25 protein-coding genes are annotated in these 24,911 nt (G+C 51.8%); 17 read left to right on the forward strand and 8 right to left on the reverse strand.

What is annotated here, in order from left to right; genetic code table 11:
* The first annotated feature begins 165 nt into the window (after positions 1 to 165).
* On the forward strand, positions 166 to 486 hold the full coding sequence (locus tag BFW38_RS00070) for a YqfO family protein (protein ID WP_068996561.1): 321 nt from the start codon (positions 166 to 168) through the stop codon (positions 484 to 486).
* Between the two features lie 74 nt (positions 487 to 560).
* Entirely contained in the window at positions 561 to 1,472 is a 912-nt protein-coding gene (locus BFW38_RS00075) for a LysO family transporter (RefSeq protein WP_068996562.1), read from the forward strand.
* On the opposite strand, the gene BFW38_RS00080 is transcribed toward BFW38_RS00075, so the two are convergent.
* Both BFW38_RS00080 and BFW38_RS00085 read right to left on the reverse strand, forming a co-directional pair.
* Positions 1,405 to 2,100: a glutathione S-transferase family protein gene (locus BFW38_RS00080; RefSeq protein ID WP_068996563.1), complete on the reverse strand. Its 696-nt coding sequence runs from the start codon at positions 2,098 to 2,100 to the stop codon at positions 1,405 to 1,407. The two genes, BFW38_RS00075 and BFW38_RS00080, sit on opposite strands and share 68 nt — an antisense overlap.
* Before the next feature lie 64 nt (positions 2,101 to 2,164).
* Positions 2,165 to 2,728, reverse strand: a complete 564-nt coding sequence (locus tag BFW38_RS00085; protein ID WP_068996564.1) for an NUDIX hydrolase — start codon at positions 2,726 to 2,728, stop codon at positions 2,165 to 2,167.
* A 113-nt stretch (positions 2,729 to 2,841) separates the two neighbouring features.
* Between BFW38_RS00085 and BFW38_RS00090 the strand changes: the two genes are divergently transcribed.
* The 3 genes from BFW38_RS00090 (at position 2,842) to BFW38_RS00100 (ending at position 5,840) form a co-directional block, all read left to right on the forward strand.
* Entirely contained in the window at positions 2,842 to 3,465 is a 624-nt protein-coding gene (locus BFW38_RS00090) for a CoA pyrophosphatase (protein ID WP_068996565.1), read from the forward strand.
* Between the two features lie 58 nt (positions 3,466 to 3,523).
* Positions 3,524 to 4,741, forward strand: a complete 1,218-nt coding sequence (gene purT, locus BFW38_RS00095) for a formate-dependent phosphoribosylglycinamide formyltransferase (RefSeq protein ID WP_068996566.1) — start codon at positions 3,524 to 3,526, stop codon at positions 4,739 to 4,741.
* Positions 4,742 to 4,826: 85 nt separating this feature from the next.
* Complete coding sequence (locus tag BFW38_RS00100; protein WP_068996567.1) at positions 4,827 to 5,840, forward strand: tryptophan--tRNA ligase; 1,014 nt, start codon at positions 4,827 to 4,829, stop codon at positions 5,838 to 5,840.
* Between the two features lie 110 nt (positions 5,841 to 5,950).
* Here BFW38_RS00100 and BFW38_RS00105 read toward each other — a convergent pair whose 3' ends face one another.
* Together BFW38_RS00105 and BFW38_RS00110 are read right to left on the reverse strand one after the other, a co-directional pair.
* Positions 5,951 to 7,240 carry an HlyC/CorC family transporter gene (locus BFW38_RS00105; protein WP_068996568.1) on the reverse strand — a complete coding sequence of 430 codons (1,290 nt, stop codon included), beginning with the start codon at positions 7,238 to 7,240 and terminating at the stop codon, positions 5,951 to 5,953.
* A gap of 113 nt (positions 7,241 to 7,353) precedes the next feature.
* Positions 7,354 to 8,229: a cytochrome C assembly family protein gene (locus BFW38_RS00110; RefSeq protein WP_245686037.1), complete on the reverse strand. Its 876-nt coding sequence runs from the start codon at positions 8,227 to 8,229 to the stop codon at positions 7,354 to 7,356.
* A gap of 308 nt (positions 8,230 to 8,537) precedes the next feature.
* On the opposite strand from BFW38_RS00110, the gene ffh reads away from it, so the two are divergent.
* The 6 genes from ffh (at position 8,538) to xerD (ending at position 13,591) form a co-directional block, all read left to right on the forward strand.
* Positions 8,538 to 9,965, forward strand: coding sequence for a signal recognition particle protein (ffh, locus tag BFW38_RS00115; RefSeq protein ID WP_068996569.1), 1,428 nt, complete (start codon positions 8,538 to 8,540; stop codon positions 9,963 to 9,965).
* A 514-nt stretch (positions 9,966 to 10,479) separates the two neighbouring features.
* Entirely contained in the window at positions 10,480 to 10,734 is a 255-nt protein-coding gene (gene rpsP / locus BFW38_RS00120) for a 30S ribosomal protein S16 (protein ID WP_068996570.1), read from the forward strand.
* 12 nt (positions 10,735 to 10,746) lie between these two features.
* Positions 10,747 to 11,277: a ribosome maturation factor RimM gene (gene rimM / locus BFW38_RS00125; RefSeq protein WP_068996571.1), complete on the forward strand. Its 531-nt coding sequence runs from the start codon at positions 10,747 to 10,749 to the stop codon at positions 11,275 to 11,277.
* A 90-nt stretch (positions 11,278 to 11,367) separates the two neighbouring features.
* Positions 11,368 to 12,156 carry a tRNA (guanosine(37)-N1)-methyltransferase TrmD gene (trmD, locus tag BFW38_RS00130; protein WP_069000093.1) on the forward strand — a complete coding sequence of 263 codons (789 nt, stop codon included), beginning with the start codon at positions 11,368 to 11,370 and terminating at the stop codon, positions 12,154 to 12,156.
* A complete protein-coding gene (rplS, locus tag BFW38_RS00135) occupies positions 12,153 to 12,509 on the forward strand; it encodes a 50S ribosomal protein L19 (protein WP_068996572.1) in 357 nt (118 codons plus the stop codon). The genes trmD and rplS overlap by 4 nt, the downstream gene beginning before the upstream one ends.
* A gap of 155 nt (positions 12,510 to 12,664) precedes the next feature.
* Positions 12,665 to 13,591, forward strand: coding sequence for a site-specific tyrosine recombinase XerD (xerD, locus tag BFW38_RS00140; protein WP_068996573.1), 927 nt, complete (start codon positions 12,665 to 12,667; stop codon positions 13,589 to 13,591).
* Positions 13,592 to 13,637: 46 nt separating this feature from the next.
* Here the strand turns inward: xerD and gloA are convergent, their stop codons facing one another.
* Positions 13,638 to 14,201, reverse strand: coding sequence for a lactoylglutathione lyase (gene gloA / locus BFW38_RS00145; RefSeq protein WP_068996574.1), 564 nt, complete (start codon positions 14,199 to 14,201; stop codon positions 13,638 to 13,640).
* Between the two features lie 160 nt (positions 14,202 to 14,361).
* Between gloA and BFW38_RS00150 the strand changes: the two genes are divergently transcribed.
* The 3 genes from BFW38_RS00150 (at position 14,362) to thrC (ending at position 18,342) form a co-directional block, all read left to right on the forward strand.
* Positions 14,362 to 15,099 (forward strand): thioredoxin fold domain-containing protein, encoded by a 738-nt coding sequence (locus tag BFW38_RS00150; protein WP_068996575.1) that lies wholly within the window; start codon positions 14,362 to 14,364, stop codon positions 15,097 to 15,099.
* Positions 15,100 to 15,405: 306 nt separating this feature from the next.
* The gene (locus tag BFW38_RS00155; RefSeq protein ID WP_068996576.1) at positions 15,406 to 16,710 is read left to right on the forward strand and encodes a homoserine dehydrogenase; all 1,305 of its coding nucleotides are present in this window, start codon (positions 15,406 to 15,408) and stop codon (positions 16,708 to 16,710) included.
* Between the two features lie 240 nt (positions 16,711 to 16,950).
* Positions 16,951 to 18,342, forward strand: coding sequence for a threonine synthase (gene thrC, locus BFW38_RS00160; RefSeq protein ID WP_069000094.1), 1,392 nt, complete (start codon positions 16,951 to 16,953; stop codon positions 18,340 to 18,342).
* A 139-nt stretch (positions 18,343 to 18,481) separates the two neighbouring features.
* Here thrC and BFW38_RS00165 read toward each other — a convergent pair whose 3' ends face one another.
* Both BFW38_RS00165 and BFW38_RS00170 read right to left on the reverse strand, forming a co-directional pair.
* Positions 18,482 to 19,147, reverse strand: coding sequence for a 3-oxoacid CoA-transferase subunit B (locus BFW38_RS00165; protein WP_068996577.1), 666 nt, complete (start codon positions 19,145 to 19,147; stop codon positions 18,482 to 18,484).
* Positions 19,148 to 19,231: 84 nt separating this feature from the next.
* Positions 19,232 to 19,930, reverse strand: coding sequence for a CoA transferase subunit A (locus tag BFW38_RS00170; RefSeq protein ID WP_068996578.1), 699 nt, complete (start codon positions 19,928 to 19,930; stop codon positions 19,232 to 19,234).
* A 313-nt stretch (positions 19,931 to 20,243) separates the two neighbouring features.
* Between BFW38_RS00170 and BFW38_RS00175 the strand changes: the two genes are divergently transcribed.
* A complete protein-coding gene (locus BFW38_RS00175; RefSeq protein WP_068996579.1) occupies positions 20,244 to 21,176 on the forward strand; it encodes a LysR family transcriptional regulator in 933 nt (310 codons plus the stop codon).
* Here the strand turns inward: BFW38_RS00175 and BFW38_RS00180 are convergent.
* Entirely contained in the window at positions 21,173 to 22,069 is an 897-nt protein-coding gene (locus tag BFW38_RS00180) for a LysR family transcriptional regulator (protein ID WP_068996580.1), read from the reverse strand. The genes BFW38_RS00175 and BFW38_RS00180 overlap by 4 nt on opposite strands.
* A gap of 184 nt (positions 22,070 to 22,253) precedes the next feature.
* Between BFW38_RS00180 and BFW38_RS00185 the strand changes: the two genes are divergently transcribed.
* Together BFW38_RS00185 and BFW38_RS00190 are read left to right on the forward strand one after the other, a co-directional pair.
* On the forward strand, positions 22,254 to 23,552 hold the full coding sequence (locus BFW38_RS00185; protein WP_068996581.1) for a CitMHS family transporter: 1,299 nt from the start codon (positions 22,254 to 22,256) through the stop codon (positions 23,550 to 23,552).
* A gap of 24 nt (positions 23,553 to 23,576) precedes the next feature.
* Positions 23,577 to 24,908 (forward strand): acyclic terpene utilization AtuA family protein, encoded by a 1,332-nt coding sequence (locus BFW38_RS00190; RefSeq protein ID WP_068996582.1) that lies wholly within the window; start codon positions 23,577 to 23,579, stop codon positions 24,906 to 24,908.
* Positions 24,909 to 24,911: the final 3 nt, after the last annotated feature.

Here is a 24,911-nt window from a genome sequence, read left to right on the forward strand (position 1 = left end):
AGCCTCGAGTATTTAGCGCTGCAAGTGTCTAGCGTTTTAATGACTGAGCGTTTTAATTTTTGACTTCTTAAGAGGCGATCTTCGGATCGCCTCTTCTTTCTGTCTTCTTTCTCATTGATCACATCGCCATCATGATATGGCACTCAATTCATCGAGGTCTCAAATATGTACAAGCTGGCTTTTTTTGTGCCTGAGCAGGCGGCTGAAGCGGTAAAGCAGGCGGTGTTTGCAACTGGAGCAGGGCGTATTGGTGATTATGAGCATTGTTGCTTTCAAACCTTAGGACAAGGTCAGTTCCGTCCTCTAGCGGGTGCCCAGCCGCATATTGGTGAGGTCGACCAACTGGAAACAGTGATGGAATTAAAAGTGGAGCTGGTCTGCGAAGATCATCTGGTGAAGGCTGCTGTGGCGGCATTGAAGGCGGCACATCCCTATGAAGAACCTGCTTATGATGTGTGGCCTCTGACGTCACTCTCAGCATTGTAGCTAGCCAGTAGAGGCTGCCATGGCGGAGGCATCGATGCTAGGATAGCCCGCTTTGATTGAAGGCTGAGACCGCTATGTTATGGAGTTCTGTGCTCGTTTTATTGCCCCTATTTGTCGGCTATGGATTGCGTTTGCCTCAGCCACGCTTGCAAGCCGCTATCGGACATACGATTGAGTGGCTTGTTTATGTCATTTTGGGGTTGATGGGGCTTTCGATTGGTGCACTTGACCAACTCGGTACGCAGTTGGCGGTCATGTCGGGTCAAACCCTGTTACTGGTTGTCGCTTTGGGCGTCGCTAATCTATTGGCTTTATGGCTATGGTCGCGCCGTTATCCGTGGCGCTTGCCGCTTAAAGTTGAAGAGACCACTGGCGGTGGCCTGGGGATGTTTAAGGGAACGGCTATCCTGCTGGGTGTCGTTTTTGGCGGCATCGCCCTGGGTACTCAAGTGCAGCTGCCTGAAGGCCTTACAGACCAGCTGGCGGAATATACATTAATGGTGTTGTTGCTGTTGATTGGATGCCAGTTGCGCAATAGTGGCATGTCGTTAAAGCAGGTACTGCTGAATCGCCAGGGGTTTGCAATCGCGTTTGTGGTGGTGGTCAGTTCACTGGTGATCGGTGGGCTGATTGCGCCTTGGTTAGAGGTGAGTCGTTACCAAGCGTTGGCCCTCGTCTCTGGATTTGGTTGGTATTCATTGTCAGCGATTTTAATCGGTGATGGGATGGGCCCCGTTTGGGGGGGCGCTGCTTTTTTTAATGATTTGATACGTGAGCTGGTCGCGCTTCTGCTGATTCCTTGGGTGATGGGACGGGCCCCCGCTGTCGCGATTGGTTATAGTGGCGCCACCAGCATGGACTTTACCTTACCAATGATTCAAAAAAGCGGTGGCATGCATTGTGTGCCAGCCGCAATTGTCAGTGGTTTTTTACTTTCTTTGTTGTCACCGGTATTGACCCTGTTTTTTTTGTCGCTAGCTGCGTGAGCTGGTGTGCCTGGGCATAAGTGCGACGAATGGCCGGGCGAGCACTGAGGGTACCAAACCAGCGCTTTAAATGAGGGTAATCTTCTAGCTCTTGTTGTAAATGTTCATGGCATTTGATCCAAGGGTAAAGGGCAATATCGGCAATGGTGTAATCTTCCCCCGCCACATAGGGGCGATCCGCGAGCCGTTTATCAATAACGCGGTAAAGACGAGTGAGCTCCTCTATCAATACCTCTATCGCGGGCATCATTTGCTCACGGTTGGTTTGCGATGACAGTTGATAAAGTCGTCCGCCTGCAGCGCCGATACCACTCATCTGCCAGTGCAGCCACTGCCGAATTTCGGCCTTTTGTCGAGCAGTTGTGGCGGTAAAACGCCCAGTTTTATCGGCGAGATATTCCAAAATAGCAGCCGACTCAAAAAGCTTCAGGGGGAGCCCTTGATCTTCTGGGGCATGGTCGACAATGGCTGGGATTTTATTGTTGGGGGATATCTTTAAAAACTGGCTCCCAAACTGGGCCTGTTGTCTTAAATCGACGATCTGAAACGTATAGTCGAGCTCAGATTCCTCCAAAAAAATGGCCACTTTGAAAGTGTTCGGGGTTGGCCAAAAATAGAAGTCGATCATTACAGGACTCCTGAATGTCGTGCGATATGGGAGGGCGTGCTTAACACCCGCCCATCACGGTTTATTAGGGGGCATGAGTGAAAAAATGATCCCGGTCCTCGGGCGTAATGTCACTGACATGAAGCGGGAACTGGCCATTTTTTCGGTCATGAAAGAAATGTTGTAGCGTGCGGCGCACGGTCAAAAATGCCAATTCATCCCAGGGGATCTCGTCCTCTTTAAATAACGCGACCTCCAGGCTTTCCGGGCCTGCGCCAAATGAGGCCTCTGGCAAGTGTGCGCGATAGAACATATAAACTTGGTTGATGGGTGTGAGGTGGATCAAAGTATAGAGGTTCTGTACTTCGACTTGAGCCATTGCCTCTTCCCAAGTTTCGCGAATGGCCCCTGCATCCGTGGTTTCTCCGTTCTCCATGAATCCCGCAGGAAGTGTCCAGTAGCCGATACGGGGCTCAATCGCTCGCCGACAAAGTAAGATGCGGTCTTTATAAACGGGCAGTGTCCCAGTAATAATACGAGGGTTTTGGTAGTGAATAGTGCCGCAGTGTGAACACCAGTAGCGCTCACGGTCTTCTTCGGGAGGTTGAGACCATGTCACCGTGTGTCCGCATTGGCTGCAATACTTCATGGCGTTATCCTATTGCGATATTGATCATTGCTTGGGTTTCGGTCACGTTCACTCAATAGGCTTGCCCTGCGTGTGCAGACCATCTCAAGCAATGGGCCTGGAATCTTAATCATATGCTTACCAGCTTAACGCATCGCTTACGACAGCATCAGCCCTTTATGATCACTCAGTCTATGCCTGAGGCGGCTGTCTTGATGGCGATCACGACCGGAGATGAGCCTGCGCTGGTGTTGACGCGTCGAGCCTCTCATATGAGCACCCATCAAGGACAAGTGGCCTTTCCGGGCGGGAAGCGTGATCCCGAAGACCCTGACCTACTCTATACCGCGCTGCGTGAAGCGGAAGAGGAGATCGCTTTACCTCCCGACCAGGTTGATGTGATCGGCCCCCTGAGTGACGTCGTGTCACTGCATGGTATTAAAGTGCGCCCTTGGGTGGGATTGATTCCTGAAGGGCTCCCGCTGAAAGCCAATGAAGCTGAATTGGATGCTATTTTTACGATGCCGCTGGCCTATTTACAGCATGATCCTCGTGCTTGGACGGATGTCATTCCGGTCGCGGATAAGTTTTGGTATGTGCCCGCTTATTGCTATGCACATTATGAGTTATGGGGGCTTTCCGCCATGATGGTCGTTGAGCTATTGCGTGTGGGTTTCGATTTACCGATCAGCCTTCACCAGCCCCCTCCTGCGGGGAGTCGGCTACGTCAGCGTCCCGTACGACAGTCATTTGAATAACCTTAGCAATCTGCGTTTTTTACTGATAACGATACAACAACTGATATAAGGATCTGCTATGCCTGTTTCTGCGATCGAAGCGGTTCAGCCCACGGTACTCGGCACGCCCTTTGCTAAAAGGGCAACTCGTGTGCTGATGCTGGGCAGTGGTGAACTCGGCCGAGAGGTTGTGATTGAGCTCAAGCGTCTGGGTTGTGAGGTGATTGCCGCTGATCGTTATGAGCATGCTCCTGCCATGCAAGTCGCTGATCGTTATCATGTGTTTAACATGTTAGATGGTGAGGCGTTGAGAGCCGTAGTTGAGCAGGAAAAGCCTCACTTCATCGTGCCGGAAATTGAAGCCATTGCCACGGCGACCTTGGTTGAGCTTGAGGCGGAAGGCTATGTGGTGGTGCCAACCGCTAAGGCGGCACAGTTGACGATGAACCGTGAGGGGATTCGGCGTTTAGCTGCGGAAACGTTATCGCTGCCAACATCGGCATACCAGTTTGCCAGTACTGAATCTGAGTACCAAGAGGCGATTAAAAGCATAGGCCTGCCTTGTGTCGTCAAGCCGGTGATGTCGTCATCGGGTAAAGGGCAGTCTTTAGTCCGTGAAGTTGCAGAAGTTGATCCCGCTTGGGCTTATGCCCAGAGCGGAGGCCGAGCTGGCGCCGGTCGGGTGATCGTTGAAGGCTTCGTGGACTTTGATTATGAGATCACATTGCTGACCGTCCGCTCGGTGTCCGGCACAAGTTTTTGTGGTCCCGTTGGCCATCGACAAGCCAATGGCGATTATCAGGAATCTTGGCAACCTCATCCCATGACGCCCGCTGCATTGGCTGAGGCGCAACGCCAGGCCACGGCCATTACTGATGCACTGGGTGGGTATGGGCTGTTTGGGGTTGAGTTATTTGTGAAAGGTGACCAAGTGTGGTTTAGCGAAGTCTCTCCGCGTCCACATGATACCGGTATGGTGACGTTGATTAGCCAGAATCTATCTGAGTTTGCCCTTCATGCGCGCGCCATTCTTGGATTGCCAATACCGGCTATTCGACAGCATGGTCCGGCGGCTTCTGCTGTGTTGCTTGTGCAAGGAGACTCTCGTGATATGTGCTATCGCCATTTAGCTGAAGCGCTAGTTGAGCCGGATACCGATCTACGGCTTTTTGGGAAGCCCGAAGTCTCTGGTCAGCGTCGTCTTGGTGTCGGGTTAGCGCTGGGGCAGGATCTGTCAGAAGCCCGTCAAAAGGCGCAGCATGTTGCCGATTCAGTTCAGGTGTCGTTGGGTGACTGAGCTGTCTCGTTTAACGTGCTAGGATGGAACCGTTCAGGCCGGGTGATGCCGGCCTTTTTTTCTGTTAATGAGATCATAAAGAGCCATGAGTAAGACCACTGTATTGACCGGAATTACGACCACCGGCACGCCTCATTTAGGCAACTATGTTGGGGCGATTCGGCCGGCCATTGAAGCCTCGCGCGATCCTAATGTGGATGCCTGTTATTTTCTGGCTGATTTTCATGCCCTGATTAAATGTCAGGATCCAGAACGCGTTCAACAGTCACGTCGTGAAATTGCCGCAACGTGGTTGGCGCTTGGGCTAGATACGGATAATGCGACTTTTTACCGTCAAAGCGACATTCCAGAAATTCCAGAGCTGACTTGGTTGCTGACTTGTGTCTGTGCCAAAGGCCTGATGAATCGCGCGCATGCCTATAAGGCTGCCGTTGCTGAGAATGAAACCGATGATAAAAAAGATCCTGATGCCGGAATCACGATGGGGCTATACAGCTACCCGGTTTTAATGGCAGCGGACATCTTAATGTTCAACGCCAATAAAGTGCCCGTTGGTCGCGATCAGATCCAGCATATTGAGATGGCGCGAGATATCGCTGCGCGCTTCAATCATTTATTTAAAAGTGAGTTCTTTAATCTCCCTGAAGCGGTGGTTGATGACAAAGTAGCGATTCTCAGTGGGCTTGATGGCCGCAAAATGAGTAAGAGCTATAACAATACGATTCCATTGTTTACGCCCGAGAAAAAGCTACTCAAACTGGTGCGTAAAATCAAAACCAACTCGCTTGAGCCGGGCGAGCCAAAAGATCCAGAGACGTGTACGCTATTCCAGATTTACTCTGCTTTTGCATCGGGTGACGATGTCAGCCAAATGCGCCAACGTTATGCCGAAGGGATTGGTTGGGGTGAAGCCAAAAATATGCTGTTTGAACATTTGAATGAACAGCTAAAAGGACCGCGTGAAGAGTATGAGCGGTTAATCAATGATCCCGCACATGTTGAGCAAGTGATGCAGGCGGGCGCTGAAAAGGCTCGTGAACGCTCAGTACCTTTCTTGAAGCAGTTGCGTGACGCCGTTGGGCTAGCGCCATTTGTCTAACGAATAGTGTTTAATGAATAGTCCTTAACGCTTAACGAAATAGTGCTTAAAAAAAGAAGGCCCTTTAAGGGCCTTCTGAGGTCTTCTTGAGCGCGATACTCTTGAGTGGCCTAATCTTCCGGCAGCCGTTTAGGCTGTTGTGCACTAGGCATTAACCGTATTTTTTTGATCAGGTTTTCTTTGACTTCTAAAGTCTCTAGATAGCGCCCGTTCAGTTCAATACAGATATTGCCATCCGGAATCGATTCGAGATATTCAAGCAGCAGGCCATTCAGGGTTTTCGGGCCTTTGGTTGAGAGTTCCCAGCCCAGCTGCTTATTCATTTCTCTAATCGTGACCATGCCATCAATGAGCACGCTGCCATCGGGCTGAGGCTGTATCTCATCGTCATGATGGGTCATATCAGTGGTGAACTCGCCGACAATCTCTTCCAAAATATCTTCTAGTGTCACGATCCCCTGAACATCGCCATATTCATCCACAACGACGCCAATCCGCCTTTTCTCATTCTGGAAGTTAAGGAGCTGTGTATGTAGCGGTGTGGACTCTGGAATGAAATAAGGTTCTCGGCTTTCCTGCATCAGCATCGCTTTGGTTGGATGCTCATGAGATAAAAGGTGTATACCCCCGCGTAGATGCAGGATACCTACAATGTTATTGATATCGCCTTTATACACCGGGATACGCGTATGTTGACTATGTTTAAGCTGTTCAATGATGCTGTCCATGCCGTGTTCGAGGTCGATACCGACCACTTCTTGGCGTGGAATCATAATGTCATCAACGGTGACGTTCTCTAAATCGAGTATAGACAGCAGCATGGCTTGGTGGCGGCGCGGAATCATGCTGCCCGCTTCATGCACCACCGTCCGTAACTCTTCGCGCGTCAGCTGTGTTTCACCGCTTTGGTCCGGGCGCATGCCAAAGAGGGCGAGAATACCATTACTGATCGCATTGACCAGCCAGACCAGCGGGTAAAATAGCTTCAACAGTGGTCCCAGTATGGTCGATGCCGGGAAGGCAATGCGCTCCGGATAAAGCGCGGCCATGGTTTTCGGGGTCACTTCGGCAAAAATCAGGACCACAATTGTCAGGGTAATCGTAGCCACTGCTGGGCCTAGCGTCTCACCAACTAAGTGCATGGCAATAATCGTGGCGATTGAGGCCGCAAAATTATTCACAAAGTTATTGCCGATCAGAATCACCCCAATCAAACGATCAGGGCGAGACAGCAATCGGCTGACTCTTTGCGCGGCTTTATCCTTTTGCCGTGCCAGATGGCTCAAGCGGTACCGGTTGATTGACATCATTCCGGTTTCTGAGCTGGAAAAGAATGCAGACAGTAGAATTAATACGCCGAGGATCGCAAATAGCCATCCTATGGGGATATCATCGTTCAAGCGGGGGTCTTCCTCGTTGCCCTGCGGTGAGTTCTATTTATGGGGCTAAGGCTCTGTGTGTCAAGCCTTGTGCCTTTTTCCTGAGCGGATTCCAGCATGGGAGCCTGTCTCACTTAAACCTCGCCCAAGACCATCTGAAGTACAAATTTGGTACCGAAATACGCCAAAATCAACATGATACTGCCGCCTAGCGTCCAGCGTACGGCCGTTAACCCACGCCAGCCGAAACGATAATGGCCGACTAACAATATCCCAAAAGTAATCCAAGAGAGGATCGAGAGTACGGTCTTATGGGCTAAGTGTTGGGCAAAAATATTATCCACAAAGATAAAGCCCGTAATCAATGAGACGGTCAAAAAGAGCATGCCCGCCAATAGCAGATCAAATAAGAGGCGTTCCATTGTCTGTAATGGCGGCAGTACCTGGATCAGCCCTGCTGTTCGGCGACGCTTGAGCTGGCTTTGTTGGCACCAGAGTAATAATGACTGCACCATGGCGACGGTGAACAGGCTGTAAGCCACCAGCGATGTCAGAATATGCACCATCAAGCCCTTGGGGATGTCGGGCACCACATAGTGTCGAGAGCTGAGTAACGCGGTAAGTATCGCCAGCGTTGCCAGTGGGAATAGTCCTGCTGATAAATTGAGTAATGGCATTCGCAAGCTGGCCAATAGCAAAAAGGTACAGATGAGCCAATTGATTAAGGATGCGGCTTGGAAGAACCCTAAATTGAGCCCCAAGTGGCCATGTAGCTCGGCATAGAGCACAACGCCATGAATCAGAATGGCCATCAGCCCCAGGGTTTGAACCAACCTTGGGCGAGGTGGCAAGCGCCTAAAGAGCACCAGCCAAGTATAGGAGCCGCCTGCCATATAAAAAGCGCAGGCCAGAAAAGTCATGGGGAGAATCGCCATGCTAGGCAGCAAGGCAGCCTGAATGGCTAAACCATGCAAAGAATCGACGGGCATCGCGATGGAAGTACTGGACATCACATTTTCCTGTGACAGACGCTAAAACAAAATCCGGTATTGGTTTTTAATCGGCACGTCATCTTAACCGATTCAATCACTGCCTGACATCCGCTTGATCGTGGAGTCTCAGGGGGCGGTTGCGTTATACTCGCTCGCCATTATGGTCGCGAAGGCGATTTGCATGGGCTGGCTTTACAAGGCCAAACGACATTGCGGCGGTTTGAGCAATGACATTTCAGACAGTTTAGAGCTGAATGAGCCTGTAGAGCGAGTCATTCGCTTGTATTTCAAGTCAGGTCCGCGGCATGCGGTCCGGGAGACGATCCATGTTCGATAACCTCAGTGAACGACTGTCGCAGACACTGCGCAAAATTTCCGGTCAGGCCAAACTGACCGAAGATAACATCAAGGATACCTTACGCGAAGTGCGGATGGCGCTGCTGGAAGCCGACGTTGCTTTGCCCGTAGTCAAGGAATTCGTGAACCAAGTCCGCGATCGTGCGGTGGGGCAAGAAGTTTCTCGGGCGCTTAATCCAGGCCAGCAGTTCCTGAAGGTCGTGAATGAGGCGATGGTGGATGTCATGGGCGAGGCCAATGAAGGCCTACAGCTTAAGGGCGAACCACCGGTTATTCTGATGGCCGGCCTGCAAGGGGCGGGTAAAACGACAACGGTTGGGAAGCTGGCAAGGTTTCTGATCGAGCGTGAGAAAAAGAAAAAGATTTTGGTGGTTTCGGTCGACATCTACCGACCAGCGGCCATTAAACAGCTAGAAACGCTGGCGGGGGAAGTAGGCGCTGACTTTTTCCCGTCATCAACGGATCAGAAACCCACTGATATTGTTGAGGCCGCTCGACGTGAGGCTCGCATCAAATTTTATGATGCGCTGATTGTCGATACGGCGGGTCGCTTACATGTCGATAGTGACATGATGGATGAAATTCGCGACGTCCATGCCGTAGCTCAGCCCTCTGAAACGCTGTTCGTTGTGGATGCCATGACCGGCCAGGATGCCGCGAATACGGCCAAGGCCTTTAACGATACGCTTCCGCTGACCGGGGTCGTCCTGACCAAGGCGGATGGTGATGCCCGTGGTGGTGCGGCGTTATCTGTCCGTCAGATTACCGGCAAGCCCATCAAGTTTATGGGGATGGGCGAAAAATCTGATGCGCTGGAACCTTTCCATCCTGATCGTGTGGCTTCGCGTATTCTGGGGATGGGCGACATGTTGTCGCTCATTGAAGAAGCCGAGCGCAAGATTGATAAGGAAAAAGCCGAGAAACTGGCGAAGAAAGTTAAGAAAGGCAAAGGGTTTGATCTGGAAGACTTTCGCGAACAGTTGTTGCAAATGCGGAATATGGGCGGTATGGGCAGTATGCTCGAAAAACTGCCTGGCATGGGCAGCATGGCCAAGCTCGCTGAAGCTGAGGGCCCGATGAAAGAAATGGGTAAAATGGAGACGATTATTAACTCCATGACGCTGGCCGAGCGGCGTAAGCCGGAAATCCTCAATGGTTCGCGTAAGCGCCGTATCTGTGAGGGCTCTGGGACCCAGGTGCAGGATTTAAACCGGCTACTCAAGCAACATAAACAAATGCAAAAAATGATGAAGAAAGTCTCCGGCAAAGGGGGCATGCAAAAAATGATGCGTGGCCTCTCCGGACAGCTGCCGCCTGGCATGGGCGGAGGCCCTGGAGGCCCTGGAGGCATGGGCGGCGGCGGTATGGACGGTGGTGGTTTTCCTCCTCGTTTCTAAACTGTGTTCGGTGGTCGGGTGCTATGCGCGCGAGCGCGGTACCCGATGGCAAGATCAAAATGCGACCATGATTCGCATATTAATTGTAAAAACTGGTATTCCAGGCTTGCGTTTATGTGGCGGGGCCCTACAATAGCGCCACCGCGTAATTCAGGCGGGAGAATACCAGATTCAAGGTTCCCAAGGCGGCTTTTATCGCTTAGAATATGCCGCCTTTCGGGCTGTGTGGCGCCTACAGACTATAAACGCTCAAGGGTAAGTCCTTGAAAGTAGTGTCTGTGGGCCAGTGCGACGTTCGGCACCTGCTCGGCCCGTTCCGAGCACAGGCTCTGGATCTGGTGCCATCGGTGCAATGAAATGTCAGCAATGCTTTGGCTGGCGCTTGTGCCGCTGGTGAAATGCAGAGCTGTGGTGACCGGTACGATGGGCTGTCGCTGATCACCCGAATAGATTGTTAATGGGTGTGGCTCGGCAGCCTCAAACTGGCTTATTCCGAATACGAAGGAAAGATAGCATGGTAACTATTCGACTGGCGCGCGGTGGCGCCAAGAAGCGCCCCTTCTATCACGTGACTGTGACTGATTCTCGCAAATCTCGTGATGGCCGTTTCATTGAGCGCATCGGTTTTTTTAACCCGGTAGCGCAAGGTCAGGCAGAACGTCTGCGTCTGGATCTAGACCGTCTGAACCACTGGGTTTCCCAGGGTGCTCAGCTGTCTGGTCGCGTCGCGACACTGGCTAAGGAAGCCGCCAAGACTGAACAACAGTAAGTTGTGCACCCCATGAGTGATCCAGATCGTGAATCAATCGTCCTCGGACGGATTACTAGCACATTTGGGATCAAGGGGTGGGTCAAGGTGTATTCCTACACAGATCCGATTACCGGCATTTTTGACTATGACCAGTGGTACCTGTCCAGAAATGGCCAAGTACAACCTCTGGAAGTTGAAGCCGGTAAGCCTCACGGTAAAGGGTTGATTGCCAAGCTTAAGGGGTTTGATACGCCTGAGCATGCACAAACTCTTGCTGGGATGGACATCCTGATCGATAAGCAACAGCTGCCCGATCTGGATGACGGTGAATATTACTGGCATCAGTTAAAAGGCCTCCAGGTGATCAACCTCCAGCAAGAATGTTTGGGGCGTGTTGATTATTTATTTGAGACCGGTGCTAACGATGTCATGGTGGTTAAACCCAGTGTGGAAAGTCTCGATGACCGAGAACGCTTGCTGCCTTATCTGCCGGAGCAGGTGATTTTGGATATCGATTTAACCCATGACCGTATTACGGTTGACTGGGATGCTTCGTTTTAATCAATAGTCCATTCTTATCATGGGTTGATTGAAACGTGATAATCACCATTAAGTCCCCTTTGGGGCATGAAAAAACAAGGTAGTCTTACGGTGTGGGTTGGCGTTGTCTCCCTGTTTCCCGATATGTTCTCGGCAGTGACCGATCACGGTGTGACTGGCCGGGCCGTTAAGCAGGGGCTGCTAGAAGTCGACTTCTGGAATCCGCGCGACTATACACACGACCGACACCGAACCGTGGATGATCGCCCATATGGCGGCGGACCCGGCATGCTGATGAAGGTGGAACCCCTTCGTCAAGCGATTCGCTCAGCGCGAGCGGCTGCTGGAGGTTCTGCCCGGGTGATCTACCTGTCTCCCCAGGGGCGCCGATTGGATCAAGCAGGCGTCCGGGAACTCGCAACACGCGAGCGACTGATCCTGGTGGCGGGGCGCTATGAAGGCATCGATGAGCGCATCGTGGAGGCAGATATCGATGAAGAGTGGTCTATCGGCGACTATGTGCTCAGTGGTGGTGAGCTGGCGGCGATGACCCTTATAGATGCGGTAGCGCGTCTGGTGCCGGGGGTATTGGGACACGCCGACTCTGCAGAGGAAGATTCTTTTACTGCGGGGTTGCTGGATTGTCCTCACTACACCCGCCCGGAGCAGATCGAGGGACGCAGGGTTCCCGAAGTGCTGCTCGGCGGCAACCACGAAGCGATACGCCGCTGGCGTCTAAAGCAGGCGTTGGGACGAACTTGGTTGCGGCGACCGGATCTGTTGGCTCAATGCCAGCTGAATTCGGAGCAGCAAGAGTTGTTGGCAGAATACATCCGCGAAAACGACACATCGCGCGAGATGGCGCAAGTCGAGCGGCTAAAGTCTAGGAGCGAGCAATGAGCAGCAAGAACAGCATCATCCAAGCGATCGAAGCCGAACAGATGAATAAAGAAGTTCCGGCTTTCGGTCCGGGCGACACCGTTGTCGTTCAGGTTCGAGTTAAAGAAGGTAACCGTGAGCGTCTGCAGGCTTACGAAGGCGTGGTCATCGGTAAGCGTAACCGTGGCCTGAACTCCGCTTTCACTGTCCGCAAAATTTCCAGCGGCATGGGCGTTGAGCGTACTTTCCAGACTTACAGCCCGGTAGTCGCTTCTATTGAAGTTAAACGCCGTGGTGATGTACGTCAGGCTAAACTGTACTACCTCCGTGAGCGTTCCGGTAAATCCGCACGTATCAAGGAAAAGCTGTCCTGATCCTATCCGGTTTAGCCGGTTCGATTTGCCACAGCTGAAGCGGGCGGCCCCACAAGGTCGCCCGTTTTGTCATATCTGATAAGCTGTGCCAACGATGATCTTCAGCAAAGGCCTGAATGGCGATAAACGCCTGAATGGTGATAAAAGGGGGCAAGATGTCTGAGCAAAACCCCCGTCATGACCTGCCCTTGTGCCTACAAGAGCAGCTTGAGGCCTTTTTGACTTATTTTTGGCTCGAGCGTGGGGGCAGTGATCTCACGCTGGACGCTTATCGTTATGATCTCAGCCAATACTTAGGCTGGCTGCATCAACATCATTTGACCAGTGCCTCTGTTTCATCGTCCGACGTTGCGGATTTTTTTGCTTGGCGTCTAGCCCAAGGGTATGCCAGTCGTTCCAGTGCACGTTTATTGTCCGCGATGCGTCAGTGGCATTTGTGGTTGATGGACCAGGGCATAGCTTCACAGAATCCCTTACAGCTCATGAAGGGGCCTCAACCGGGCCGACATTTGCCTGATGTGCTGACCGAGTCTGAAGTCGCATCGCTATTAGCAACTCCTGACCCGACAATTCCTCTTGAGTTGCGTGATAAAGCCATGCTTGAGCTCTTATATGCCTGCGGGCTTCGAGTGACAGAATTGGTGGGGTTGGAGATGGATCGCATCGGTCTCCAGCAGGGTGTTTTGCGTATTCTGGGTAAAGGGGCTCGTGAACGCTTGGTTCCCATGGGCGAGCATGCACAGTATTGGTTGGATCAATGGTTACGATTGGGTCGCCCAGCCATGTTAGCTGCTGAGGTGAGCCAGCCGGTCGTCTTCCCAAGTCAACGCGGGCGCTTTATGACGCGCCAAACGTTCTGGCATCGGCTGAAGCACTATGCTCAACGAGCCGGTATTGAACGACCTTTATCGCCCCATGGTTTACGCCATGCATTTGCAACGCATCTGCTTAACCACGGGGCCGATTTACGTGTCGTACAGATGTTACTGGGCCACCAGGATTTGACGACCACTCAGATTTATACGCAAGTGGCCCAGGCACGTCTTGAAGCGCTTTATCAAGCCCATCATCCTCGGGCCTGATGAGTGGCCGGTGGGTTATCAGTCCCTTTCAAGCACCGCTTAACGGTTAACCGATGGTGGCTAAGCGATCGGCTTGGACGATCTCTATCCAATAGCCATCAGCATCACGGATGAAAGCCACATTGCGCATTTTGCCGTCTTCCGGTCGTTTGACATAATCGACGCCTTGTTGGTCAAACCAAGCGATTGCTGCATCAAAGTCAGGCACTGAAAAGCAGATGTGCCCGAATCCTTGGGGTTCTGCATTACCATCATGGTAAGCAAAATCCGCTTGCTGCTCTGTGCCCCAGTTGTGGGTGAGCTCAAGAATGCCTCGTTGGGCAAAGGTCCATACTGTCCGATCATGAGTCTCTTGGGGCACTTGCTCCTGGTCATCGAGTTGGGCCAAGAAGTAAAGGCTGAATTGAAACTCTGGGAAATCCAATTTACGCAGTAATGTCATGCCCATGATGCCGGTATAAAACGCTAATGAGATCTCAGGATCTTTGATTCGCAGCATGGTGTGATTAAATTGAAAACCTGTGGTCTCTATGGGTGGGGTTTTGACGCCAGGTTCCTGTTCCCCAGAGAAAGGGCCACCTGTTGACTGAGGGATTGAGGGGGTTGTCATGGCCATACTCCATTAATTCGTCGTGGTGGATAAGTGTCATCAGCTGGCTCTTTTAATGGCGGCGAGATCAGTGGATTCAACCCCGATCATGGTCTTTTCGCAGGGAGATGGGCATACTGCTTAAGCCTGGATTATCAATAAGGTCATAATGAGGATGATAATGCGAATTCGACTCTTGGCATTGCTGGTATTACTGTGCAGTGGATCTGTTTGGGCAGATCAAGTGGCTGATGCCATTAGCGCCCAGGTAAAAAAAATTGATCCGCGGTTGAAAGTTGCCCAGGTTCAAGCCAATGAGGCATTACCGGGTCTTTACGATGTCGTGCTAGAAACTGGCGAACGCCTTTATGCCACCGCCGATGGCCAATATATGTTGGCCGGTAGCCTGTTGAAGATTACGGACCGTGGCGCGATTGATTTGACTGAGGCGGCTCGCGCTCAGACCCGACAAGAGGCGCTGACCGCAATTCCGGATGATCAAGTGATTGTGTATCCGGCACAGGGTGAAGAGCGTGCAGTCTTGAATGTGTTTACTGATATTTCTTGCCCGTATTGTCGCAAGTTTCATGAAGAAGTCCCTAAGCTGAATCAGCAAGGGGTGACAGTACGGTACTTGGCGTTTCCGCGTAACGGGCTGACGGCTCAAGCGGCGCAGTCTATGCGCAATGTGTGGTGTGCGAAAGATAAAGCCGAAGCCCTGACCGCTGCTAAGGCGGGTGAGAGTGTTGAAACCTCGGCTTGTGACACTGATCGCGTGGCGGAGCAGTATGAGCTGGGCCTTAAATTAGGCGTTCAGGGAACGCCTGCGTTAATGCTGCCAGATGGCCGGATGGTGCCTGGGTATGTGCCGGTTGACCGACTGATCACTTCGCTAGGGCTTTCTTTGCGCTCATCTTGAGTTGGTCATCGCTTTGTTGAGGCCCGGTATTGTTGAAACCCGTGTTGTTCAATACGGTGTTGTTAAGGCTCTGTGTTATTAAAAATAGCGTTGTTAAAACGCGTCGTTGAGATAGAAAAACACATCATCGAATTGTGAACGGTGTCGTGATGAAAGTCGCCATCACTCTGTCAGCGATTGACTATTGTCTGCGATTGACTATGACACGACCCCTTCATAACGTGTATACCCCGGCATGTGTCGGGCTGGACACAGCCTGTTGGTCTGACCGCTGACAGGTTGGCAATCATTATAAAGAGGTGAAGCTTGAAACCGGTAAAAGTAGGTCTGTGTGGTCTGGGTACTGTCGGCAGTGGCACTTTTAACGTGATGCAGCGTAATGCCAGTGAGATTACGCGGCGCGCAGGCCGCCCGATTATGATCGAGCAAGTGGGGGCACGCCGTGATAATCCGGATTGTGATACCACTGCGGTGCTGGTCTCCCGGGATATTTTTGAAGTCGTGAATAACCCCGAAATTGACATCATCGTGGAGTTGATTGGCGGCTATGACACGGCCTATGAACTGGTGATGCAGGCGATCGCAAATGGCAAACACGTCGTCACTGCGAATAAGGCCTTGATCGCGGTAAGGGGCAATGAAATTTTCCAGGCGGCGCGAGAAAAAGGGGTCGTGGTTGCCTTCGAAGCGGCTGTGGCAGGGGGCATCCCGATTATTAAGTCCATCCGTGAAGGTCTAACGGCGAACCAAATCAACTGGCTGGCTGGCATTATCAATGGGACGGGCAACTATATTCTGACCCATATGCGTGATGAAGGCCGTACTTTTGAAGATGTCTTGGCCGAAGCGCAAACACTAGGCTATGCCGAAGCAGACCCGACCTTCGACGTTGAAGGCATTGATGCCGCCCATAAACTCACCATTCTGGCTTCGATTGCGTTTGGGGTGCCGCTGCAGTTTGATCACGTCTATACCGAAGGTATTTCACGGATCTCTGCTGAAGATGTGGCTCAGGCCGATGCTTTAGGTTATGCCATTAAACACTTGGGGATTGCCCGCCGTGTGGCGAATGGGTTGGAGTTGCGAGTACACCCGACGTTGATTCCGAAGCAGCGTCTTTTGGCGAATGTCGATGGTGTCAAGAATGCGGTTATGGCCCATGGGGATGCCGTCGGACCGACGCTGTATTATGGTGCCGGGGCCGGCTCTGAGCCGACAGCGTCTTCAGTCGTGGCAGATATCGTTGACGTTGTGCGGGAGATGGGGGCTGATGTCGCATCTCGCGTACCTTATTTGGCATTTGCGGAGCCGAATCGTGATGTCGAAATCTTGCCGATGGAAGCGATTGAAACCGCTTACTATTTACGCTTGGTGGCGGTGGATCGTCCTGGGGTCTTGGCGCGTGTGGCGACGATTCTCTCGGAGCAAGGCATCAGCATTGAAGCCATTATCCAAAAAGATGCTAATGATGCGGATCTCGTACCGATTATTCTATTGACGCATCGTACGCGTGAGTCTGAAATGAACGAAGCGATTCGCCAGCTTGAAGCCTTGGCGGATATCGCGGGTGATGTCATGCGCATTCGAGTGGAAAGCTTGAATGACCAGTGATGTGATACGGCGTCTGTAGTACTCGATCTGTAGTACTTGATTTGTAGTACTGGACTTGTAGTACTCAACCTGTATACAACACTGAACGAATCGAGGCTGATCTGTGTTGAGGATGAGCTGAGAAATGGGTGTTACTCGCTTTGAACTGATGCAAGCTGTACTGATTGAAGCAGAGCGGATCAGGCGAGTGACGCAGCGTATTTCGGTGGCATCGCCACCCCTGACTGACGGAATATGACCGTGCGTTATATCAGCACTCGCGGGCAGGCGCCCGCCCTTAATTTTGAAGAAGTAGTCCTGACGGGCATGGCCTCGGATGGCGGTTTATATGTACCGGAGTCTTTTCCGACATTCAGTACTGAAGAAATCGCTGAATTTGCGGGCCTGCCTTATGACGAAGTGGCTTTTCGGGTGATGAAGCCTTTCGTCGGTGACAGTATTGACGATGATACTTTCCGTACGATTGTGCGTGAGAGTTATGCGGCTTTTAATCATGATGCCGTGACACCATTGAAGCAGTTGGGTAGCCATCACTTCTTACTGGAACTGTTCCACGGTCCCACGCTGGCCTTTAAGGATATTGCGCTGCAATTATTGGGCCGATTGCTGGATCATTTCCTGGGTAAACGCGGTGAAAAAGCGGTCATCATGGGGGCAACCTCGGGGGATACCGGTTCTGCTGCTATTGAAGGCTGTAAGCCTTGTGAGCATGTCGATATCTTCATTCTGCACCCGCATAATCGCGTCTCTGAGGTTCAACGCCGTCAGATGACCACGGTGCTGGCTCCTAATGTGTTTAATATCGCTGTTGAAGGGGATTTCGATGACGCGCAAGCCATGGTGAAAGCCAGCTTTGCGGATCAGTCTTTCCTCAATGGCACGCGCTTAGTGGCAGTAAACTCGATTAACTGGGCGCGTATCATGGCCCAAGTGGTTTACTACTTTGTCTCGGCGGTGGCGGTGGGATCGCCTCATCGTGAGGTTTCATTCACTGTTCCCAGTGCGAACTTCGGCGATATTTTTGCGGGTTACGTGGCGACCCGTATGGGTTTGCCAGTGAAACAGCTGGTTGTCGCGACAAACGCGAACGATATCTTGCATCGTACTTTGCATGACAATGACTTCAGTCGTAAAACGCTGATGCCAACACTTGCGCCCTCGATGGATATCGTCGTGAGCTCTAACTTTGAGCGCTTACTCTTTGACCTCTATCAGCGTGATGGGCAAGCCGTAAGCGATTTGTTAGCACGCTTTAGCCAAGGGCCTGTTCAACTTGATGCGCAAGCTTGGTCTCGGGCACGTGAGTTGTTTGATAGCTTTGCCTGTGACGATGCCACGATTCTAGAGATTATCCGTGAAGCCCATCAGCGCACAGGTGAGTTGTTGGATCCGCATACGGCCACTGGCTATCGAGCAGCCGAACGGTGTCAGCGTGATACCACGACGCCAATGATTACCTTGGCCACGGCTCATCCGGCTAAATTTGAGGAGGCCGTTCAGCAAGCGGGCTTTGAAGGGGCGCCTTTGCCTGAACATATGCAGGGATTGATGGAAAAGGAAGAGCGCTATGCGGTCTTGCCTGCTGATCTAGAGGCAATCCATCGCCATGTGAATGCGCATCGACGTCACTAAATAACGTTGCTGTTGAGTCTCTTGGTCGCAGTCCAATGCGATGTTTGAATAAAAAAGCGCTCAAGGGCGCTTTTTTATTCGTTTAAATATTGATTAGCGATCTTAGATGATCGACAGGCTTGTCACGGGTCTGTCTCATTCAGGGCATCAGGCCTGAGATCTCAGGCACCGTTTCGGGGACATATAAAGGCCCCGCTGTTTTGGCCACGATTTCGTCAATACTCACGCCCGGCGCCCTTTCTTTCAGAATAAAGGTGCCTTCTTTAATTTCTAAGTAAGCCAAATCAGTGAGGACGCGTTGAATGCAGCCTGCTCCGGTTAATGGGAGTGTGCATTGAGGTAATAGTTTTGAGGCGCCAGATTTAGACGCATGAGTCATGGTCACGATGATATTGTCTGCACCTGCGACCAGGTCCATCGCGCCCCCCATTCCTTTCACCATTTTCCCTGGGACCATCCAAGACGCAATATTACCGTGGGCATCCACTTCTAAAGCCCCCAAAACGGTCAAATCAATATGCCCACCACGAATCATGGCAAAAGCATCGGCTGAATCCATGATCGAAGCCCCCTCTCGAGCCGTGACCGTCTGCTTACCCGCATTGATCATATCCGCATCCAGCGTGTCCTCAGTTGGGAAGGGGCCGATGCCGAGGAGACCGTTTTCGGACTGCAGCATCACGGCCATATCATCCGGGACATAGTTAGCCACCAGAGTGGGGATCCCAATCCCCAGATTGACATAAAAGCCGTGTTCTAATTCCTGGGCGACGCGTTGGGCCATTTGTTCTCGTGTCAGGGCCATTTTTTTATATTCCTTCTTGGCAAAGAGGTGTGATCACTCAAGGTCGATTGCTCGATATGACTGAAATAAACGGAGTGATGCACATCAGTGGTCACGTGTCGTACGTTTTTCGATGCGCTTTTCAAATTGACCGCAGATTAAGCGATCGACATAGATGCCGGGGGTATGCACTTGATCTGGGTCTAACGCACCGTCGACAATTTCTTCAACTTCGACCACCGTGACTTTACCGGCAGTGGCCATCAGTGGGTTAAAGTTACGCGCTGTATGGCGATAAATAACGTTGCCATACCGGTCCGCTTTCCACCCTTTGATTAAGGCAAAATCTCCCCGAATTGCCTGCTCCAATACATAATGCTGTCCATCGAATTCGCGTACTTCTTTGCCTTCTGCCACCGGTGTTCCATAACCTGTGGCCGTGAAAAACGCGGGAATGCCTGCGCCACCTGCCCGGATTTTTTCGGCCAGATTGCCCTGTGGGGTTAGCTCTACTTCGATGTCTTGGTTGAGCAGTTGCTGCTCAAAAAGAGCATTTTCACCCACGTATGAGGCCACCATTTTGCGAATCTGGTGATCTTCCAACAGGCGACCTAAACCGAAGCCGTCAATACCACAATTATTGGAAACGACTGTCAGATCACGTGTTTTTTGTTGATAGAGCTGATTAATAAGGTTTTCAGGAATGCCGCATAAGCCAAATCCTCCTACCAGAATGGTCATGCCATCGGTGAGGCCCTCTAGCGCTTGAGCGTAGTCTGTAATGCGTTTATCAAATCCGGCCATCTTATGTCTCTTGTTTTATGAGTCGGTTGTTGTATAGGGCAGTTGTTGTATGAGGCTGTTGTATGAGCCCGTTGCCGTATAAGTCGATTGACTGCCTTGATGCGGTTGATCAACGAGATGTTGGGTTTAGTGAGCATTGATGTGATGGTGTTGCCGCATACGGGAAGCAGTGTTGCTTGATTTTTTTAATTTGTTAAATTGGTTTTTTAGCTTGATTATTGAGCTTTATAAATAAATTAAGGCGAGTGATGCTCTAAAGGCACCGAACTCACTGAGACAAAAGAATGAGCCACAGAGAAGGGTCGGTCAGGCGATGACAGTCAAACAACTACGGGCGTTTCTTGCTGTTGCTCAGACGTTGAGTTTTTCAATGGCCTGTGAGAGATTGCATCTCTCTCAGTCAGCATTAAGCTTGGCGATTAAATCGCTTGAGGCCCAGTTAGGTGGTGCCTTATTTCAGCGCACGACTCGACAGGTGACATTAACCCCGGAAGGGGAAGCGTTATTACCGATGGCGAGGCAGCTATTAGCTGACTGGGATGATGCGCAAGATGCCATGCGCCAGCGTTTTTCGTTACAGCAAGGGCAAGTTTCGCTGGCCTCTATGCCTGCTTTCGCAGGCAGTTGGTTGCCGACGATGCTGAAAGACTTTCGTCAGCGTTATCCTCATATTGGTGTCAAAGTTCAAGATGTGGTCAATGAAGAAGTGATTGAGCGGGTGCGGCGCGGACAAGTCGAGTTGGGAATTTGTTTTGCGCCCGCTTCGATGGAAGGGCTTCATTTCGAACCTTTGTACCTTGATCGCTTTGTGGCGGCTATTGCGCCAGATTCTGAACTTGTGGTGACAGCGCACCATGATGTGGCCACCATCCTGTGGCGTGATTTGTTAAGTATGCCCATGGTGTTGTTACAACGTCCCTCAAGTGTTCGAGAGATGGTGGAGCGGTTTCTTAAAGCACATCACCTTGAAGCGGATATTGCGTTTGAAAGTCATCAATTGGCGACCGTCGCCGCCATGGTCTCGGCAGGCTTGGGCGCCAGTATCGTGCCTGCCTTTAGTGCGGCCATGATGCGCGCTCAAGGGGCATTATGTTATGCCTTACCCTTGCCGGCATTGGCGGAGCCGGTGGGGGTGGTCTATTTGCGTGAACGTGAGTTATCGGTTGCCGCTCAGGCCATCTTCGAGACCTTGCTATCCTGGCGGCCTTTCCTTGAGTCACAGTTGGCCTCGCCATCATCCGCTTAGGTGATTTCTTTACGGGGGTGCTCGATCATCTCCCACAATGTTTGGGCTGCGATGGAGAGCGGACGGCTTGTATCACGGAGTAAAAAAATCTCGCGAGTTAACGGTGTTGATAGCGGGATCGTGCACAAAGAGGGGTGGTTAAACTGGGAAAGGGTCAGCTCCGGCAATAAGGTGATCCCGAGCCCATTTCTTATCATGGCGGCAACAGTGGCTAGATTCTCAACTTCAAAGCTGGCTTTTGCGGGGCTGTCTGATAAAGGTTGTGCGCTTAAATGTTGCTGTACGCTGGTTTCTCGTGCCAGCCGAATGACGTCATGGGCATGGACTTCGGCGAGTGTCACCTGTGTGTGTCGGGCCAGGGGATGGTCTTGACGACAGACCATGAAGAATCGATCTGCCAACAAGGGCGTTTTGTACAAACCTTCTGGAATTTGTAACGGTGCAGCAAGGGCTAGGTCAACCTGTCCACTTTGTAATAGCGTCAGGCAGCGGTCCGAGAGCACATCATGAATTTCAATCGCAATCCCTGGATACTGTGCTCGGTATCGTGCAATCACTTGAGGGAGCCATTCCGCAGCAATGGACGGCAATGCGGCAATGCTGACACGTCCCTTTTTACGCGTGACATAGTCATTCAAATCATGAAACCGCCATTCAAACTCATCTAAAAGATGGCGAGCCCCTTGCAAAAATAATTGTCCCTCCGGGGTTAAATGAACGTGCCGCGTGCTGCGTTCGAATAAGCGTGCGCCGATATCTTCTTCAAGCCGTTGAATTAATGCGCTGAACGCCGGTTGTGATAAATGACTGCGGCGAGCGGCCTGAGTGAAATTACGACATTCCGATAGCAGGATGAATGCCCTGAGCTGTTTTGTGGATAGATTGATCAACATTTTGGATTAACTGATCCTAAAAATCGATTTCACAAATTTATATCCGCTGAGCAGACTGCTGGCAATGGTGTGTGGTGCCTTTGAGATCGGTCGGACGCGATCGATGTCGGTGTCGTGGGCACTTCAGGCCGACCAATAACAATGACAATAAAGGGGCAAGCCCCCTGATTTCAGGAGATCAGTCATGCTGGCATTCCTCGGCTTGATGACGATTGTCACCTTACTGGTGGCGATTATGAGTAAGCGTTTATCGGCCATGGTGGCCTTGATTACTATTCCCATTGTGGCGGCACTGCTTGGCGGCTTCGGTTTAGAGACTGCCGATTTCGCGCTGGCGGGAATCAAAAATATTGCCCCCGTTGTGGGGATGTTTGTCTTCGCGATTTTATTTTTTGGCATCGTGAAGGATGCGGGTCTCATGGACCCCATTATCGACGGCATATTAAAAATGGTGGGCCACAAGCCTGCACGCATTGTCTTGGGGACTGCGGTGCTCGCGTCATTAATGCATTTGGATGGCTCCGGTGCGACCACCTTTCTGATTACGATTCCCCCCATGTTAGGGCTTTATGAACGCCTCAACATGGATAAGCGTATTTTGGCGGCAGTGGTGGCCGCAGCGGCCGGTGTGGCCAATGCGTTGCCTTGGGGAGGCCCCACCATTCGTGCGGCGGCCTCGCTGGATATTCCGGTGATGGATATTTTTACGCCGGTGATTTCTGCTCAGATCGCAGGGCTATTGTTTGTTTATGCGTTGGCTTGGTGGCTGGGGCATCGTGAAGCCGTTCGCTTAGGCTTGACTGAACAGCTCTCGACCCAGCATCACCAACATTGGCTTTCCGATGATGAGCGTGCGTTGCGTAAGCCTGGGCGTATTGGGCTGAATGCGCTCTTGGTGGTCGCCGTATTAGGGACGATGGTGGCGGGTCTATTGGCCCCAGTAATTTGCTTTATGTTGGGCACCGTGTTGGCGCTACTGATTAACTATCCGTCGGTCGAAGCACAGCGTGAGCGTGTTGATGCTCATGCGCGAGCCGCCTTGATGATGGCCAGTATCTTGCTGGCTGCAGGGGTCTTTACCGGCATTATGAAACAAAGCGGTATGTTATCGGCGATGGCTAATACCATGGCTGCGCATATTCCTGCGGATATGGCGACACACTTTCCTTTTGTTCTGGGCCTCTTAGCCATGCCGATGAGCCTGCTGTTTGATCCAGACTCTTTTTATTTTGGCATCTTACCCGTATTGGCCGAGGCAGGCAGTGGCTTGGGAGTGCCGCCAGTGCAGATGGCGCAAGCGGCGATTATGGGGCAAATGACCACCGGTTTTCCGGTTAGCCCACTGACCCCCGCGACTTTTTTACTGATTGGGTTAGTCGGGGTGGATTTGGCTGATCATCAACGTTTTACCATTCCCATTTTGTTCGCCGCCTCAGTAATCATGACGCTCACCTGTGTGGTGACGGGTGTATTTCCTCTATAGCGACGGGCAATCTCAGGAGGTGTTATGAAGACGGTACGTATTGGGTCCGGCGCAGGATATGCAGGGGATCGTATTGAACCGGCGGTTGAGTTGGCACGATATGGCAATATTCGCTATTTGGGCTTTGAGTGTTTGGCTGAGCGGACGATTGCGTTGGCCCAACAGGCGCGGCAACAGAATCCTGCTTTGGGGTATGACCCTTTGCTGAAGGAGCGGATGCGAGCGGTCCTTCCTATTTGCCAGGCTCAAGGGATTACCGTGATTTCCAATATGGGCGCGGCGAACCCTGCTCAAGCAGCGATTAAAACTCAACAGATCGCCCAGTCGCTTGGGTTAACGGGGCTGAAAATTGCTTATGTGACCGGCGATGATGTGCTCAGCCAAGTTCAGCAAGCGTCTTTCCGCTTACTTGAAACAGGGGAGGATTCAAGCCAGCTGAATGAACAATGGGTGTCAGCCAATGCTTATTTGGGGGCAGCGCCCATTGTCGAAGCGTTAGCGGCAGGCGCCGATGTTATTTTGACGGGTCGGGTGGCAGACCCGGCATTATTTGCAGCACCGCTGATTTATGAATTCGGATGGTCAATGTCTGATTGGCATCGCATGGGGCAAGCGACTCTGGTGGGCCATTTACTCGAGTGTGCCGGTCAAGTGACCGGCGGTTATTTCGCTGATCCGGGCATGAAAGACGTGTCTAATCTTGCGTGTCTAGGGTTTCCTATTGCTGAGGTCAATGAAGCTGGATCGGCGGTCATCACTAAGGTCCCTGGTTCTGGTGGTCAGGTCACATTGGCCACATGTAAGGAACAATTGCTCTACGAGATTCATGATCCCGCCTGTTATTTGACGCCTGATGTGCAGGCGGATTTTTCTCAAGTCACGATGCGCTCGCTAGGTGAAGACCGTGTTGAGGTTTCTGGTGCCACGGGGCATCCGCGACCAGAGACTTTGAAAGTGTCGATGGGGTATCGAGAAGGGTTCATTGGCGAGGGCCAGATGTCTTATGGCGGGCCTGGCGCGCAAGCACGCGGCCGTTTGGCGCTGGAGATTATTCAGCAGCGTTTAATGCAGCGGTCTATCCAAGCGGAAGATATTCGTTGTGATTTGATTGGCCATAATGCGTTGTTGGACCCCTGCCGTGATGTTGAACCCAATGAAGTGCGAATGCGGGTCGCGGTGAGGACGGATGATCCCGCGGTAGCGGCGAGTGTCGGGCGTGAAGTTGAGGCGTTATATACCAATGGTCCCGCCGGTGGTGGCGGTGCCAGTCGGAGTGTGCGTGAGGTATTGGCGGTGGCATCGCTCTTATTGCCGCGCCAGCTGGTGACGCCTGAAGTGAACTATTTGACGGTGTGAAGC

The organism is Terasakiispira papahanaumokuakeensis, assembly GCF_001709345.1.
Lineage (GTDB): Bacteria > Pseudomonadota > Gammaproteobacteria > Pseudomonadales > Halomonadaceae > Terasakiispira > Terasakiispira papahanaumokuakeensis.